This window comes from Halobaculum sp. EA56 (assembly GCF_051195075.1).
Lineage (GTDB): Archaea > Halobacteriota > Halobacteria > Halobacteriales > Haloferacaceae > Halobaculum.
Window position 1 is genome coordinate 456,439 of the sequence record NZ_JBNTJX010000002.1, and the last position, 16,104, is coordinate 472,542.

Sequence of the window (16,104 nt, forward strand, 5' to 3'; positions counted from 1 at the left end):
CCGCGACGGCGGGACTTTTGCTCCGGGCGGTCCGAGTCGTCCCCGTGACCGAGGACGCACGCGACGCGAACGACGGGAACGGGGGCGACGACGCCGGGCGCGAGGCGCCCCGCGGCGGGGACCGGAACGGCGAGTCGGATCACGGGTACAGCACGGTCGCCGTCGACGAGGTCCCGAACACGCCGAACCCGACGCGCGTCAAGCGCGAACTCGACGAGGCCCTCGGCGTCTCGCGGTTCGGCTGCAACTACTACGAGGCCGACCCCGGCGAGCGGGTGCCGTGGGGGTACCACCGACACCCGGACCACGAGGAGCTGTTCTTCGTCCTCTCGGGGGAGCTGGCGGTGGAGACGCCCGACGGGGAGTTCCGCGTCGGCCCCGACGAGGCGTTCTTCGTGCCGGAGGACGCCCCGAACCGCGCGGTCGCCGTCGGCGACGAGCCGTGCCGCTTCCTCGCGGTCGGCGCCCCCAAGGACGCCGACGGCGCGGTGATCGCCGAGGAGTGTCCCGCCTGCGGCGCGGAGACCGACCGCGACTACGAGGTGGAGGGCGTCGGATCCGGCGCGAACCCGGAGGACGAGGAGTACGTGCTCGTGTGCGCCGACTGCGGCGCGGAGACCGATCGCTTCTCGGGGTGAGCGTCGTCGGCGGCGGTCGGAACGGACGGGCGGGGCTCGCCCGAGTCAGCCGAGCCGCTCCGTGTCGATGTCCACGTTCGGCGGGGAGACGATGAGGAAGCCGCGGAAGTGGGTGAGCTCTCCGCCCATGTCCTTCACCTCGCGGGCGAACCCGCTGGCGCGCTCGTTGAGGTCGCCCTCCACGGCGAGCACGAGGACGTTGCCGTACTCGATGTTGCGGACCCAGTGCTCGGGCTCCGTCCCGCCGTCGAGGACGCCGAGGACGACGTCCCCCACCGTGCCCTCCGACTCCATCATGTCCTCGGCCTCCCGGAGGTCGAGCCCGAAGTCGCTCATGTCGCGAGCGAGGGCGTGTGCTCTCAAAAGCGTTCGGACCGCGTCGGACGGGCGTCCGACCGACGTTCGCGTCCCGGCCGCGTCGGTCCGGGTCGGTCGCCCGTTCCGACCACGCCCGCGTCGCCGCCGACCCACCCCGCAGTCACGGGAGCGATGACCGTCACCCGTCGAACGTCAATACAATGCATATTAGGAAGTATCAAGAACACCATCGAAACAGTAGTCGACGCTGTCGTGCGATTATCGGATCGGCCGGCCGATCGTGCGAGCTGCTCGCCCCGGTCGGTACCTGTCCGACCACAACGCTTTACAAGTACCTCCGGCCTCGGATGGGGTGATGTCCCATAATCAGGACTCGTCGGTAACCAGTCCGGCGGAACGGGTTCTTCCAGGGCACGCTGAGTGCAACTGACGAGTTCGATTCTGTCCGAATCTTCGACACGACGCTGCGAGACGGCGAGCAGTCGCCGCGCACGTCGTTCACCTACGAGGAGAAACGAGAGATAGCCACGGCGCTCGACGAGCTGGGCGTGTCCGTCATCGAGGCGGGCTTCCCGGTCAACTCCGACGCGGAGTTCGAGGCCGTCAGCGACATCGCGGCGTCCACGGAGACGACCGTCTGCGGGCTCGCCCGCGTGGTCGAGAAGGACATCCAGGCCGCGATCGACAGCGGCGTCGGGATGATCCACACGTTCGTCTCGACGAGCGACGTGCAGATCGAGGACTCCATGCACGCCACCCGCGAGGAGGTGAAAGAGCGCGCGGTGGCGGCCGTCGAGCAGGCCAAGGAGTCCGGCGCGGAGGTGATGTTCTCGCCGATGGACGCCACCCGGACCCAGGAGTCGTTCCTGGTCGAGGTGATCGAGGCCGTCGACGAGGTCGGCGTCGACTGGATCAACATCCCCGACACCTGCGGGGTCGCCACGCCGCGCCGCTTCGGCGACCTCATCGAGGTGGTCGCCGAGCACACCGACGCGCGCATCGACGTGCACACCCACGACGACTTCGGGCTGGCGGGCGCGAACGCGCTGGCCGGCGTCGAGGCCGGCGCCCACCAGATGCAGGTGTCGGTCAACGGCATCGGCGAGCGCGCCGGCAACGCCGCGCTGGAGGAGGTCGTCATGGCCGCCGAGTCGCTGTACGACGCCGACACCGGCATCGACACGACCCGGATCACCGAGGTGTCGCGCATGGTCGAGCAGGCCAGCGACATCGCGGTGCCGCCGAACAAGCCCGTGGTGGGGCGCAACGCCTTCAGCCACGAGTCCGGCATCCACGCCGCCGGCGTCATCGAGAACAGCGACACGTTCGAGCCGGGCGTCATGACCCCGGAGATGGTCGGCGCGACCCGCGAACTGGTGATGGGGAAACACACCGGGACCCACTCGGTCCGCCAGCGGCTGACCGACGCCGGCTTCGACCCGACGGAGTCGCAGGTGCGCGCCATCACCCGCCGGGTGAAGGACGCCGGCGCCGAGGGGCGCGTCACGATGTCCGACGTGCGCCGGTTCGCCCGCGAGGAGGGCGTCGCCGAGATGGAGGCCGACGAGGACGACGAGCGCGAGCGGGAGGCGCGCGTCTGACCGGTCGACGGCGATGGCCCCGATCCCAGCGAGGGCGGCGACGACGGCCCGGGTCGCCGAGGGGCCGGCGCCGGCCCCGCCGGTCCCGGCGGCGACGGACGCAATCGTTGCCAGCCGCGTCACGGTTATGAACGCCGGGACGAAAGGGGACAGCGAGATGACGTCGCGACTCCGGACGGCCGCCGTACGCCCGGCGCCCGCCGAGCGCGTCGTCGCCCTTCTCGCCGGGATCGCGGGTATCGTAGGGGCGTGACCGCCCCCACACCACCCAACACCGCCGGACCAGTGTACCGACGCCGACCGACCAGCGATCAGCGACCACCGAACGCGAACGAATGACACACACGCCAGGAGGCGAACGACGATGACCGAGCCAGCGACCCCCGACACGGCGTCGCCCGACGAGGGCGACGCGGAGGCGACGGGGCGAACCGACGGAGACCGCGAGGAGTCGCCGGCCCGAGACGACGACGACGGGGACGGGGCGGACGCCGCCGAGCGGGCCCGCGAGGACGCGGCGACCCGCGCGCCCGGCACGGGCGCGAACGCGGTCGTCGCGGCTCTGGAGGCCGCGGGCGTGGAGACGGCCTTCGGCGTGCAGGGCGGGGCGATCATGCCCGTCTACGACGCGCTCTCGGAGTCGTCCGTCCACCACGTCACGATGGCCCACGAGCAGGGGGCCGTCCACGCCGCCGACGCCTACGGCATCGTCCGGGGCGACCCCGGCGTCTGCATGGCGACCTCCGGGCCGGGCGCGACGAACCTCGTCACCGGCATCGCGGACGCGTCGATGGACTCGGACGCGATGCTCGCGCTGACGGGGCAGGTGCCCTCGGACATGGTCGGCTCGGACGCCTTCCAGGAGACCGACACCGTCGGCGTCACCGCGCCCATCACGAAGCACAACTACTTCGCGGCCGACTCCGACGAGGTCGGTCGGACCGTCGGCGAGGCGTTCGCGCTCGCGGGCACCGGCCGCCCGGGGCCGACCCTGGTCGACCTCCCGAAGGACGTCACGTTCGGCGAGACCGACCGGCCCGTCGGCCAGCCGACGCCCCCCGAGCGGTCGATCCCCGACCCGAAGGCCGACGAGGCCGAGGTCGAGGCGGCCGCGCGGGCCATCGAGGACGCCGAGCGGCCGCTGTGCCTGTTCGGCGGCGGCGTGATCAAAGGCGACGCGACCGCGGAGGCCCGGGCGTTCGCCCGCGAGTACGGGATCCCCGTGGTGACGACGATGCCCGGCATCGGGAGCTTCCCCGAGGACGACGACCTCTGCCTCTCGTGGGCGGGCATGCACGGCACCGGCTACGCCAACATGGCGATCACCCACACCGACTGCCTGATCGCCGTGGGGACGCGCTTCGACGACCGCCTCACCGGCGGCGTCGACACGTTCGCCCCCGAGGCGGAGGTCGTCCACGTCGACATCGACCCCGCCGAGATCTCGAAGAACGTCCACGCCGACTACCCCGTCGTCGGCGACGCCGGGACCGTCCTCGACCAGATCCGCGGGGAGATCCGCGACGCGCCCGACACCGCCGACTGGCGCGAGCAGTGCGACGAGTGGCGCGAGCGCTACCCGATGGACTACGCCATCGACCCGGACGAGCCGGTGAAGCCGCAGTTCGTCGTCGAGGCGTTCGACGCCGCCACCGGCGACGACGCGTACGTGACCACCGGCGTCGGGCAACACCAGATGTGGGCCGCCCAGTACTGGACGTACCGCGAGCCGCGCACCTTCGTCTCCAGCCACGGCCTGGGGACGATGGGGTACGGCCTCCCGGCGGCCATCGGCGCCCGCGTCGCCGCGGACGACGACCGCGAGGTGATCAGTTTCGAGGGCGACGGCTCGTTCCTGATGACGATCCAGGAGCTCTCCGTGGCGGTTCGCGAGAACCTCGACATCACGGTCGTCGTGCTCAACAACGAGTACATCGGGATGGTCCGCCAGTGGCAGGACGCCTTCTTCGAGGGCAACCACATGGCCTCCCAGTACGACTGGATGCCGGAGTTCGACACGCTCGCGGAGGCGTTCGGGGCGAAGGGCTTCCGCATCGACGAGTACGACGACGTCGAGGAGGTCGCCGAGGCGGCGCTCGCCTACGACGGCCCCTCGGTCGTCGACGCTCACATCGACCCCGAGGAGAACGTCTACCCGATGGTCGCCAGCGGCGCGGCGAACGGACAGTTCGCGCTCGCGGAGGACCAGCTATGAGCGGCGAGGCCGACCGAAGGGAGGCATCGGAGCGAACGGGGAGTGCGGGGCGCGAGCGAAGCGAGCGCCCCGAGACGTCGAGCGGGGAGCGAAGCGACCCGCGAGACGGCGAAGCGACCCGTGAGCAGGTCGACAACGGCGACGGGGCGGCTCCGGAGGAACACGCCGCCACGGACGGCGGCACGGACCACCCCGCCGAGTCCCCGGTCGCGGAGCACGCCCGGCCCGCCGGCGACGGCGTCCCCGAGACGGGACTGGCCGGGCCGACCCCGGAGGAGCGCCCGCACCCGACGGGCCGCCGGGACGAACACGGGGTCCGCAAGGAGCCCGACGAGGGGCCCGAGCCGACGCGCCGGGCGACCGTCTCGGCGCTCGTCGAGGACGAGCCGGGCGTGCTCGCGCGCGCGGCGGGCCTGTTCCGCCGCCGACAGTTCAACATCGAGAGCCTGACGGTCGGTCCCACGACGGTCGAGGGCCACTCCCGGATCACCCTCGTCGTCGAGGAGACCGAGGCGGGCATCGACCAGGCGAAGAAGCAACTCGCGAAGCTCACGCCCGTCATCGCGGTGGGGGAGCTGAGCGACGACGCCGTCGCCGCCGAGCTCGTGCTGCTGAAGGTGCGCGGGCAGGAGCCCGACAAGGTCCACGCCATCACCTCGATGTACGAGGGGCGGACGCTGGACGCGGGACCGCGCACGATCACGGTGCAGATCACCGGCGACGAGAACACGATCGACGACGCGATCGACGCGTTCGACCAGTTCGGCATCATCGAGATCGCACGGACGGGCCAGACCGCGCTGGAGCGCGGCGACTCCCCGACGACGCCCGGCGAGGAGCCGGGCCACTCGGCGGGCTCGACCGACGACGACGAGTTCACCAACTACGACGACTGAGACACTTCACACACCACACCACGATGACAGACTCCGATTCCACCTTCGACACCGAGGTATACTACGACGACGACGCGGACCGCTCACAGATCGACGGAAAGACCGTGGCCGTGCTCGGCTACGGCAGCCAGGGCCACGCCCACGCGCAGAACCTGGACGACTCCGGCGTCGACGTGATCGTCGGCCTGCGCGAGGACTCCTCCTCGTGGGACGCCGCCGAGGCCGACGGCCTGCGCGTGGAGACGCCCGACGTCGCCGCCGCGGAGGCGGACGTCGTCTCCGTGCTCGTCCCGGACACCGTCCAGCCGGCCGTCTACGAGGCGATCGAGGACGGCATCGAGGAGGGCGACACCCTCCAGTTCGCGCACGGGTTCAACATCCACTACAACCAGATCGTCCCGAAGGAGGGCGTCGACGTGACGATGGTCGCGCCGAAGTCGCCGGGCCACCTGGTGCGGCGGAACTACGAGGCCGGCGAGGGGACGCCCGGACTGCTCGCGGTGTACCGGAACGAGACGGGCGAGGCGCGCGAGGAGGCGCTGGCGTACGCGCAGGCGATCGGCTGCACGCGCGCGGGCGTCATCGAGACGACGTTTCAGGAGGAGGTCGAGTCGGACCTCTTCGGCGAGCAGGCGGTGCTGTGCGGCGGCGTCACGTCGCTCGTGAAGCACGGCTACGAGACGCTCGTCGACAACGGCTACTCCCGCGAGATGGCGTACTTCGAGTGCCTGAACGAGCTGAAGCTCATCGTCGACCTGATGTACGAGGGCGGGATGGGCGAGATGTGGGACTCCGTCTCCGACACCGCCGAGTACGGCGGGCTGACCCGCGGCGACGAGATCGTCGACGAGTCCGTCCGCGAGAACATGGAGGAGACGCTGGAGGCCGTTCAGGACGGCACCTTCGCCCGCGAGTGGATCGCCGAGAACCAGGCGGGCCGCCCCTCCTACACCCAACTGCGCGCACAAGAGAAGGCCCACGACATCGAGGACGTCGGCGCCGACCTGCGCTCGCTGTTCGCGTGGGGCGGCGACGACGCCGACGAGGAGGCCGCGGAGGTGCCCGCCGATGACTGACCGGGACGGCCGACGGGGGGAGAACGCCCGGGACGGCTCCGGCGAGAACCGGGCCGGCGACGCGGGCGACCGCGCCGCCGACGGCGGCCGCGTCGCCGACACGATCGCCGACGTGGACCACACCGCGCCGTACCCGGAGCCGAACGACGTCTGGTCGCGCGGCTTCTCGCGCGCCAGCGACGACCCGAGGGACGTACGCAGATGAGCAAGGGAACCCTGTACGACAAGGTGTGGGAGCGCCACAAGGTGGCGGACCTGCCGAACGGCCAGGACCAGCTGTTCATCGGCCTCCACCTCGTCCACGAGGTGACGAGCCCCCAGGCGTTCGGGATGCTCCGCGAGCGCGACATGGACGTCGCGTTCCCCGACCGCACCGTCGCGACGACCGACCACATCGTCCCGACGGACCCGGAGGGCCGCACCCGTCCCCTCGCCGACGAGCAGGCCGAGGAGATGCTCACCCACCTGGAGCGCAACACCGAGGAGGCGGGCATCCGCTTCTTCGGGCTCGACGACGAGCGCCAGGGCATCGCCCACGTCGTCGGCCCGGAGCTGGGGTTCGTCCAGCCGGGCATGACGGTCGTCTGCGGCGACAGCCACACCTCCACCCACGGCGCCTTCGGCGCCATCGGGATGGGGATCGGCACCAGCCAGATCCGCGACGTGTTCGCCACCGGCTGCATCTCGGCGGACAAGAAGGCCGTCCGCCGGGTCGAGGTCACCGGCGAGCTCGGCGACGGCGTCGGCGCCAAGGACGTGATCCTCCACGTGATCCGTGAACTGGGCGTCGACGGCGGCGTCGGCCACGTGTACGAGTACGGCGGCGAGGCCATCCGCGCGCTCGACATGGAGGGCCGACTCGCGGTGTGCAACATGTCCATCGAGGGCGGCGCCCGCGCGGGGTACATCAACCCCGACGAGACCACCTACGAGTACCTCCGGGGCCGCGAGTTCGCCCCCGAGGGCGAGGCGTTCGAGCAGCGCAAGGAGTACTGGGAGTCCATCCGCTCGGACGAGGACGCCCGGTACGACGACCGGGTCGAGGTCGACGCCGACGGCCTGGCGCCGCAGGTGTCGTGGGGCACCAACCCCGAGCAGGTCGTGGGCGTCGACGAGCCCGTCCCCGCGCCCGCGGACACGCGCGACCCCGACGCCGCCGAGTCCGCCCAGGCGCACACCGAGGTCACCCCCGGCGAGACCATGGAGGGGCACCCGGTCGACGTGGCGTTCCTCGGCACCTGCACGAACGGCCGGGTCGCGGACTTCCGCGAGGCCGCCCGGGTGCTGGAGGGCCGCGAGGTCGCCGACGACGTGCGCGCGCTCGCGGTGCCCGGCTCCGGCACGGTGAAGCGCACACTGGAGGCCGAGGGCATCGACCAGGTGTTCAAGGACGCCGGCTTCCAGTGGCGCGAGGCGGGCTGTTCGATGTGCCTGGCGATGAACGACGACGCGCTGGAGGGCGACGAGGTGTGCGCGTCCTCCTCGAACCGCAACTACGTCGGCCGCCAGGGGAGCACCGAGGGGCGCACCCACCTGATGTCGCCCGCGATGGTCGCGGCCGCCGCCGTCGAGGGCGCCGTGACCGACGTGCGCGAGTTCGACGTCGCCGACGCCGTGGGCAACCCGGCCGGCGACGCCGACGCGGAGGTGACGCGATGACCGACGACGCGCCCGGCGCCCCCGGCGACGACGTGCCCGTCGCCGACGATCGGAGCGACGAGCCCCGGGAGGGAACGGCCGTGCCCGCGATCCGGCGCGTCGCCGGCACGGGCGTCCCGCTGCGGGGCGACGACGTCGACACCGACCAGATCCTCCCCGCGCGGTTCCTGAAGGCCGTCACCTTCGACGACATGGGCGAGTACGCCTTCTACGACCAGCGCCGCGACGAGGACGGCGAGCTCAACGACCACCCGTTCAACGAGTACCGCGGCGCGAACGTCCTCGCGGTCAACGACAACTTCGGCTGCGGCTCCTCCCGCGAGCACGCCCCGCAGGGGCTGATGCGGTGGGGCGTCGAGGCCATCGTCGGCGAGTCGTTCGCGGAGATCTTCCAGGACAACTGCAAGTCGCTGGGCATCCCGACGCTCGCCGTCGACCACGAGGACGCCGTGGCGCTGCAGGACTTCATCGAAGAGCACCCCGACGCGGGCATCGAGGTCGACGTGCGCGAGGAGACGGTCCGCTACAGCGGCGAGACGGTCGAGGGCGAGGTGCCCGACGCGATGCGCGAGGCCCTCCTGGAGGGCATCTGGGACACCACCGCCGTGATGCGCACCAACCTCGACCGCGCGAAGGCCGTCCACGACGAGCTCCCGTACACCGATGACTGAGGTCCCCGAGATCGCGGTCATCGAGGGCGACGGGATCGGGCGCGAGGTCGTCCCGGCGGCCGTCGAGGTGCTGGACGCCGTCGGCGACTACGAGTTCGCGCGCGGCGAGGCGGGCGACGCGACCCTCGACGAGACCGGCGAGGCGCTGCCCGCCGAGACGTACGAGCTCGCCGCGTCCGCGGACGCGACGCTGTTCGGCGCCGCCGGCGAGTCGGCGGCCGACGTTATCCTCCCGCTGCGGGAGGCGGTCGGCTCGTTCGTGAACGTCCGCCCGGCGCGGGCGTACCCCGGCGTCGACGCGCTGCGGCCGGAGACGGACCTCGTGTTCCTCCGGGAGAACACCGAGGGCGTGTACGCCGGCCACGAGGACCGGCTCACCGACGACGTGTCGACGCTGACGCGCGTGGTGACCGAGACCGCCTCCCGGCGGCTCGGGGAGTTCGCCTGCGAGTACGTCGAAGAGCGCGGCCACGAGGGCTTCACCGTCGCGCACAAGGCGAACGTGATGCGCGAGACCGACGGACTGTTCCGCGACACCGTGCTCGCGGCCGCCGCGGACGCGGGCGTCGACGCGGACACGGTGCTGATGGACGCGTTCGCGACGCACGTCTGTCTCGACCCCGGGCGCTTCGACGTGGTGGTGTGTCCGAACCTCGCGGGCGACGTGCTCTCGGACCTGGCCGCGGGGCTGGTCGGCGGGCTCGGCCTGCTCCCGTCGGCGAACCTCGGCCCCGAGCGGGGGCTGTTCGAGCCGGTCCACGGCACCGCCCCCGACATCGCCGGCGAGGGGGTGGCGAACCCCTCGGCGACGCTCCTCTCTGCGGCGATGCTCGCGGAGTCGCTGGGCGACGACGACGCCGGCGCGCGGATCCGGACGGCCGTCGAGGGCGTCCTCTCGGACGGCCCGCGCACGCCCGACCTGGGCGGCGAGGCGACGACGCGCGAGGTGACCGACGCGGTGCTCGCGCGCCTGTGACCCGCGACCGCCCCGCTGACGCGGGCGTCGCGTCCCCCCGACGGCCGGGGTCGGCCCCGCCCCTTCCGTCCGCGACCGGGCAACAGATTCAATTTCCGCGGCGGCGTACTGTCGGGTGGCCATGTCCGAGGCAGAACTCACCCCCGAGGAGTGTCCGCACGACCTCGACGCCGAGTACCTCTACCCGTCCGACGCGGAGGTTCTGGCGCTCGAAGACGGCGACGACGGGATCCGCGTCACGCTCGCGATCCCGTGTCCCGACTGCGACGCGGCGCTCGAACTGGGGATGACCGTCGACAGCGTCGAGCGGTCGGCGCTGTCGCTGCCGCTCGACGACGCCGAGGACATCTACGACTGAGCGCGGCGACGGGGGCTCCCCGGGCCGCGGCGGCCGGACCACGTCGGCCGCTACTCCTGGTAGGCCACCCGGACCTGCTCGAACTTCCCCTTCCCCTCCAGGTGGCGCTGGAGTTCGTCGGCGTACTCCTGGGTGAGCCGCTCGGCGGCCTCGAGCTTCTCCTTGTCGGGGCCGCCGCCGGCGCCGCCGAAGAGGGCGTCCTTGATGTCGTCGACGACGCCGCCGAACACCCCCGAGGAGTTCCCCTCGGGGTCGCCCCCGCCGGCCATCGCGCCCATCTGCCGCGAGACCTTGTCCAGCTCCGGCATGATCTGCGGGAGCTTCGAGGTGTCGGCGACGATCCGGGCGTTCTCCGGGTCGTCGGCGTGTTCGATCTCGAACTCGACGGCCGTCATGATGAGGCCCCACTCCTGGTTCGAGAACTCGGACTGTCGGATCCGGTCGGTGAACTCGCGGTCGACGGTCATGCGCTCGCCGACGATGGCGTCGGTCCAGTCGCTCATACCTCCACGATGGCGGGGGGCGGGTATGTCGGTTTCCCTCGATCCCGGGGACTGCGGCGGTCGGTCGACCCGCGGATCACCGGAAGAACTTCCGGAGGTACCGATACGGAACGAACAGCACCTCGTCGAGACGGCCGCTGAGCCCCCCCGCGTCGGCGTCGGTGTAGACGACGACCGGGACGTCGCGCCCCGCGGCGCGATCGAGGACCCGGTCGGTCGTCGAGCCGAACACCCACCGGCGAAGGAGGCGGGTACGGGTCGCCCCGACGACGAGCACGCTGTCGGACTCGTCCGCGTGGTCTACCAGTTCGGTCGCGATGTCGGGACCGCTCACCTCGCGAACGACGAGGCGGTCCTCGTCGTCGAAGGCGGCGAGCGTCTCCCCCAGCGCCTCGTCGACGCCGGAGTCCCCCTCCGGCGTGACGTGTACCACCTCGATCTGGCTCCCCGCGTCGGCGAGCCGGTCGGCGAGGTCGAGCATGGCCGTGTGGTGCGGGCCGCCGCCGGCGCCGATCGTGAGCCGGGGGATCGTCTCGTTCCCCGCCACGTCGCGCACGAACAGGACGTCGCAGGGCGCGCCGTACTGGACCCTGTCGGTCACGCCGGGGTTCCCCTCGGGGACGCCCAGCAGTAATCGGTCGGCGCCGTCCTCCCGGGCGACGCGCAGCACGTCGAACGCGACGTCCTTCGAGACGTGTCCCTCGACGAGCAGGTCGGCGTCCAGCTCGTCCGCGAGGCCGGCGAGGCGCTCCTCGATCCCCGCGACGCGGTCCCGGGCCCGGTCGACGAACGCCGCGGGGTCGCCCTGGTCGGGGACCGCCACCGTCGTGTGGACCTTCACCCGCGGGCGGTCGTCGTACAGCGACCCGATCCGGGCGGCGAGGCGGACGCGCGAGGCCACCGTCCCGACGTCGTGGATCGGCACGAGGACCGTGAACCGCTCGTCGTCCGGATCCGCGGCGTCGCCCGCGTCGGACTCCCCGAGCGGCGTGACGCCGTCGCCGTCGCCGAGGGGCGCGCCCTCGACCGTCCGGCGGCTCACGACCTGCCGCTCGCCGGCGGCCTCCGCGACGAGTTCCTCCTCGGCGGGGCGCCCCCCCCACTCGACGTACGCGAGGACGACCGCGGCGGTCAGGCCGAGGCCGATGGCGACGCCGACGGGCGGGAGCTTGGACACCAGCGCGAGGTTCGCGACGACGCCGAGGACCGGCAGGTACGGCACCAGCGGGACGCGGAAGCCGCGGTCGATCCCCGGGTGGTTGCGCCGCGAGTAGATCAGCGCGACGTTGACGACCGACAGCGGGACGAGCAGGTTGAACGTCGCGAAGCCGGTGAGCGGTTCGAGCCCCAGCGTCGGGACGGCCCCGCCCGCGGCGAGCGCGCCGTGATGGCCCAGCAGCGTGATGAACACGAACACGAGCGCCGAGATCGTCGCCGTCGCGGTCAGGACCGAGTAGTACGGCGTGTCGTACTCCGGGTGGATCCGCGAGACGGCCCGCGGCGCGTGCCCCTGCCGGCCCATCAGCGATCCGATCCCCGAGGCGGCGAGGATCGAGGCGTTCGACGCGGACACCATCGAGAACACCGCGCCCGCGACGATGAGGTACTGCCCGACGGGCCCCAGGAACGCGGCGGCGACCTTCCCCATCGCCGTCTCGCCCTGCTGGAGGATCTCCGCGCGCGGCTGCCCGGCGATCGTCTCGGGCGTGTTCACCATCGCCAGGATGACGAGCGTGTAGAGGACCGTCACCGTCACGATGGAGGCGGCGATCGCCTTGGGCACCGTCTCGGTCGGCTCGACGATCTCCCCGGCGGAGGCGGCGATCGCCGAGAAGCCGAAGAACGTGATGAACGCCAGCGCCGCCACCGAGAGGATCTCCGTCGCCTGACCGGCGACGCTGCCGAAGTTCCCCGTGAACGTCGCGACCGCGTCCGCCGGCCCGGCGAAGTTGAGCGCCCCGCCGATGAACACGAACAGGACGGCCACCTTCGCCGCGGTCACGACCACCTGGAACGTCCCCGACTCCTCGGTCCCGCGGGCGTTGAGCACGCCCAGCGCCACCGCGGCCGCGATCCCGACGGACCCGTGCGGGAGGACGCCGGTCACGAACTCCGGGAGGACGAACAGGAAGAACCACTCGTCCATCGTCGCGAGGTAGAACGCCGTGGTCCCCGTGTACCCGAGGAACAGCGACGCGCCGATGCCGTACGTCACGAGGTCCCGGCCCTCGAACGTCCGAGATGCGAACAGGTACCCGCCGCCGTTCTCGGCGTAGATCGACGCGAACTCCGAGTAGGACGCGGCGGTGATCCCGGCGACGACCGCGGCGATGACGAACGCGATCACGGCGCTGGAGCCGATGCGATACACCGCCGTCCCCGAGAGCGAGAAGATGCCGGCGGCGATCATCGTCCCGAGTCCCAGCGCGAACGCGACGCGGAAGCCGAGCGTCCGGGTCGTCTCTACCATCCCGGCCACCCCCGACCGGGACGGCCGTTCCTCGCGACGCGCTCGCACCTCGGGGCCGCCGACGGTCCCCCGGCGTCCCAGCCCGGGCCGGCCGAGGTCGGAGACGTGGACGGTCGTGGGCCCCCCGCTGCTGTCGGGACGAACACGGAGGCGGTGCGCCGTCGGTGGAAATAAAAGCCGCGGTCGTCTGACGGGACGGAACCGGGGGCGCCCCGTCGACTACTGGTGCTCCGTGATCGTCAGCGTGTAGCTACCCGACCCGCTGTAGGAGTCCACGTCGACCTGCATGTCGGTGGAATCGTCGGGGTCGTCGATGGTGATCGACTCCCGGCTGTCGGTCGACGTCGAGGCGTAGTCGTAGTTGCTCGGCGAGGCGTTCTCGGTGGTTCCGGTGTTGACGTAGAGGTCGAAGTCGGCGTCGCTGGGACCGTCGAGTTCGACCACGACCCGGCTCGGGGAGGAGTAGGTCCACGACCACGTGTAGTCGTCGTAGTCCCAGTAACCCGAGAGGCTCCCGTCGACGGAGCCGGTGGTCGAGTCGTCGCCCCCGCCGCCACCGCCGGAGTCGGACGGGTCGGTCGTGACTGCCGCGAGGGCGTCGACCTGCCCGCTCCCCTGCTCCTCGGAGGAGAGCCCGACGTCGGCGGCGGTCGCCTTGAGGTGGTCGCGAAGCTCCCTGTTCGTGAGGCTCGACCACTGCGCGAGCGTCAGCCCGGCGACGCCGGAGACGACCGGCGTCGCCATCGAGGTGCCCGACAGCTCCTCGTAGGAGCCGCGCGCCTCCGTCGTCGTCGAGAGGACGTTCACGCCCGGCGCGCACAGTTCCACCTCGTCGCCGTACTGAGAGAAGGAGGCGAGGTCCTCGTTCGAGTCGACCGCCGAGACGGCCACGCATTCCGCGTACGCGGCCGGGTAGCTCACCGACGAGGAGCCGTCGTTGCCCGCGGCGGCGACGACGAGCGCGCCGTTGTCGTCGGCGTAGCTCACGGCGTTCTTCATCGTGTCCGTGTAGCCCCCGCCGCCGAGGCTGAGGTTGATCACGTCCGCCCCTTGGTCGGTCGCCCACTGGATCGCGTCCGCGATGTCCGCCGTGGATCCCGACCCGGACTCGTCGAGCGAGCGGCCGTTGATGAGGGCGGAGTTCCCCTGCCCGGCGACGCCGGTGTCGTTGTCGACGACCGCCGCCGCGCAGCCGGAGACGTGCGTGCCGTGGTACTCGTCGCTCGGGGCGTCCGGGTACGGGTCGGAGTCGCCGTCGGCGAAGTCGTAGCCCGGGTTCGAGGCGTAGTTGCCCGCCAGGTCCGGGTGGTCGTACTGCGCGCCGGTGTCGACGATCGCGACGGTGACCGAGGAGTCGCCGAGGGTCGTGTCCCACGCGTCGTCGGCGTTCACCTGCTGGGGGGCGTACTGGCTCCCGAACTGCGGGTCGTTCGGCGTGAGCTGTGTCTCCAGCGTCTCGTTGTCCTCGGCGTACTTGATGTGGTCCTTCTTCGTGACCGCGTCGACGAAGTTCTCCCGGGCCCCGTCGGCGGCCTCCTCCGGGAACTTCACCGCCACGTAGCTGAGCGTCTCGTTGCTGTGAACCACCTCCGCGTTGCCGGGGACGTACTGGGCGACCTCCCCCTCGATGTCGTCGACGGTGACGGAGACGCCGACGAGCACCTCGCCCTCCTTCGGTCCGGGGGCGCGCCCGGACCGCGCGGCGGCGACGCCGCTCGTCGCCGCCACGCCGGCGGCCGCGCCGGTCAGCTTCAGGAATCCACGCCGCTTCAGGTCGTCGCGTTCGGTGTGTTCTGACATGCGACGGATTCACAGGACGAAGGTCGATACTTAATTCTACTGTTCCTTTCGTAGTTATAATACGAAATGTTGTCTCGAATTAAAACGAAAACAAACCGACGTGCGGTGGATCGACCGGCCGTCGTTCGGCGCCGGCGGGGGTCGGCACCGGCGGGAGGGCGACAGCCCACGGGAGCGGAGCCACGACTCGGGTCGATCGACCCGTCATGCCCCGAACCGGAACGCGTATCGGCGACGGCGCGAACCCGGGGGCATGGGACTGTTCGACCGCCTGTTCGGGGGCGACGCGTCGGGGGACCGGGGCGACCGCCCCGGGACGGAGGGCGCCGGAACTCCCGGCACGGACGCCTCCGGGCGGGAGGGAGCCCGAACGGCCGGCCCGACGGGACCGTGGCGGGACGGGGACGGCGCCCTCGCGACGCCGCGGGGGGTCGCCCTGTTCGTCGACGGCCCGAACGTCTTCCGCGAGGAGTTCGACGTCGACTTCGGCGACCTGCGCGCGGCGGCGGCGGGCGAGGGCGAGCCGTCGAACGGCACGGGGGGCGAACTGGAGCACGGATCCGACATCGTCACTGCGCGGCTGTACCTCGACGAGCACGCCACGCCGGGGCTCATCCAGGCGGCCGAGGCCAACGGCTTCCGGGTGGTCACGACCAGCGGCGACGTGGACGTGAAGCTCGCCGTCGACGTGGCGACGTTCGCGGCCGAGCGTCGCGCGGCGACGATCGCTGTCGCCTCCCGCGACACCGACTTCAAGCCCGCGCTGGAGGCCGCCAACGAGTACGGCCTCCGGACGCTCGCTATCGCGCCGGGCAGTCACGGCCGGTCGGACGCGCTCCGCCGGAGCGCCGACGACGCCGTGACGCTGGGGGAGTGACGACGGGCGTCCCCGACCCGGAGGAGTTCCGGCGTCCGATCCCGGG

Annotated in this window: 15 protein-coding genes; 11 read left to right on the top strand and 4 right to left on the bottom strand. The window is 71.8% G+C overall.

The genetic code is table 11. The annotated features are described in order from the left end of the window. Positions 1 to 44 precede the first annotated feature (44 nt). A complete protein-coding gene (locus ACQUQ1_RS05535; protein WP_435063268.1) occupies positions 45 to 638 on the top strand; it encodes a cupin domain-containing protein in 594 nt (197 codons plus the stop codon). Positions 639 to 683: 45 nt separating this feature from the next. Here ACQUQ1_RS05535 and ACQUQ1_RS05540 read toward each other — a convergent pair whose 3' ends face one another. Then, positions 684 to 974, bottom strand: coding sequence for a DUF5779 family protein (locus tag ACQUQ1_RS05540; protein ID WP_435063269.1), 291 nt, complete (start codon positions 972 to 974; stop codon positions 684 to 686). Between the two features lie 398 nt (positions 975 to 1,372). Between ACQUQ1_RS05540 and ACQUQ1_RS05545 the strand changes: the two genes are divergently transcribed. The 9 genes from ACQUQ1_RS05545 (at position 1,373) to ACQUQ1_RS05585 (ending at position 10,408) form a co-directional block, all read left to right on the top strand. Continuing rightward, on the top strand, positions 1,373 to 2,557 hold the full coding sequence (locus ACQUQ1_RS05545; RefSeq protein ID WP_435063302.1) for a LeuA family protein: 1,185 nt from the start codon (positions 1,373 to 1,375) through the stop codon (positions 2,555 to 2,557). A 364-nt stretch (positions 2,558 to 2,921) separates the two neighbouring features. Then, positions 2,922 to 4,772: a biosynthetic-type acetolactate synthase large subunit gene (ilvB, locus tag ACQUQ1_RS05550; RefSeq protein ID WP_435063270.1), complete on the top strand. Its 1,851-nt coding sequence runs from the start codon at positions 2,922 to 2,924 to the stop codon at positions 4,770 to 4,772. Between the two features lie 254 nt (positions 4,773 to 5,026). Further along, on the top strand, positions 5,027 to 5,668 hold the full coding sequence (gene ilvN, locus ACQUQ1_RS05555; RefSeq protein ID WP_435063303.1) for an acetolactate synthase small subunit: 642 nt from the start codon (positions 5,027 to 5,029) through the stop codon (positions 5,666 to 5,668). Positions 5,669 to 5,691: 23 nt separating this feature from the next. Continuing rightward, positions 5,692 to 6,744, top strand: a complete 1,053-nt coding sequence (ilvC, locus tag ACQUQ1_RS05560) for a ketol-acid reductoisomerase (protein ID WP_435063271.1) — start codon at positions 5,692 to 5,694, stop codon at positions 6,742 to 6,744. Beyond that, entirely contained in the window at positions 6,737 to 6,949 is a 213-nt protein-coding gene (locus ACQUQ1_RS05565) for a hypothetical protein (RefSeq protein WP_435063272.1), read from the top strand. Before ilvC ends, ACQUQ1_RS05565 begins: the two co-directional genes overlap by 8 nt. Continuing rightward, complete coding sequence (gene leuC / locus ACQUQ1_RS05570) at positions 6,946 to 8,403, top strand: 3-isopropylmalate dehydratase large subunit (protein WP_435063273.1); 1,458 nt, start codon at positions 6,946 to 6,948, stop codon at positions 8,401 to 8,403. The genes ACQUQ1_RS05565 and leuC overlap by 4 nt, the downstream gene beginning before the upstream one ends. After that, positions 8,400 to 9,074 (top strand): 3-isopropylmalate dehydratase small subunit, encoded by a 675-nt coding sequence (locus ACQUQ1_RS05575; RefSeq protein WP_435063274.1) that lies wholly within the window; start codon positions 8,400 to 8,402, stop codon positions 9,072 to 9,074. Before leuC ends, ACQUQ1_RS05575 begins: the two co-directional genes overlap by 4 nt. Next, positions 9,067 to 10,050, top strand: coding sequence for an isocitrate/isopropylmalate dehydrogenase family protein (locus ACQUQ1_RS05580; protein ID WP_435063275.1), 984 nt, complete (start codon positions 9,067 to 9,069; stop codon positions 10,048 to 10,050). The genes ACQUQ1_RS05575 and ACQUQ1_RS05580 overlap by 8 nt, the downstream gene beginning before the upstream one ends. Before the next feature lie 121 nt (positions 10,051 to 10,171). Then, the gene (locus tag ACQUQ1_RS05585; RefSeq protein WP_435063276.1) at positions 10,172 to 10,408 is read left to right on the top strand and encodes a hypothetical protein; all 237 of its coding nucleotides are present in this window, start codon (positions 10,172 to 10,174) and stop codon (positions 10,406 to 10,408) included. Between the two features lie 50 nt (positions 10,409 to 10,458). Here ACQUQ1_RS05585 and ACQUQ1_RS05590 read toward each other — a convergent pair whose 3' ends face one another. The 3 genes from ACQUQ1_RS05590 to ACQUQ1_RS05600 form a co-directional block, all read right to left on the bottom strand. Next, the gene (locus tag ACQUQ1_RS05590; protein ID WP_435063277.1) at positions 10,459 to 10,911 is read right to left on the bottom strand and encodes a DUF5799 family protein; all 453 of its coding nucleotides are present in this window, start codon (positions 10,909 to 10,911) and stop codon (positions 10,459 to 10,461) included. A gap of 76 nt (positions 10,912 to 10,987) precedes the next feature. After that, positions 10,988 to 13,381, bottom strand: coding sequence for an amino acid permease (locus ACQUQ1_RS05595; protein WP_435063278.1), 2,394 nt, complete (start codon positions 13,379 to 13,381; stop codon positions 10,988 to 10,990). A gap of 219 nt (positions 13,382 to 13,600) precedes the next feature. Continuing rightward, the gene (locus ACQUQ1_RS05600; RefSeq protein ID WP_435063279.1) at positions 13,601 to 15,181 is read right to left on the bottom strand and encodes a S8 family serine peptidase; all 1,581 of its coding nucleotides are present in this window, start codon (positions 15,179 to 15,181) and stop codon (positions 13,601 to 13,603) included. Positions 15,182 to 15,434: 253 nt separating this feature from the next. Here ACQUQ1_RS05600 and ACQUQ1_RS05605 point away from each other — a divergent pair, with 253 nt between their 5' ends. After that, positions 15,435 to 16,058 (top strand): NYN domain-containing protein, encoded by a 624-nt coding sequence (locus ACQUQ1_RS05605; protein ID WP_435063280.1) that lies wholly within the window; start codon positions 15,435 to 15,437, stop codon positions 16,056 to 16,058. Positions 16,059 to 16,104 lie beyond the last annotated feature (46 nt).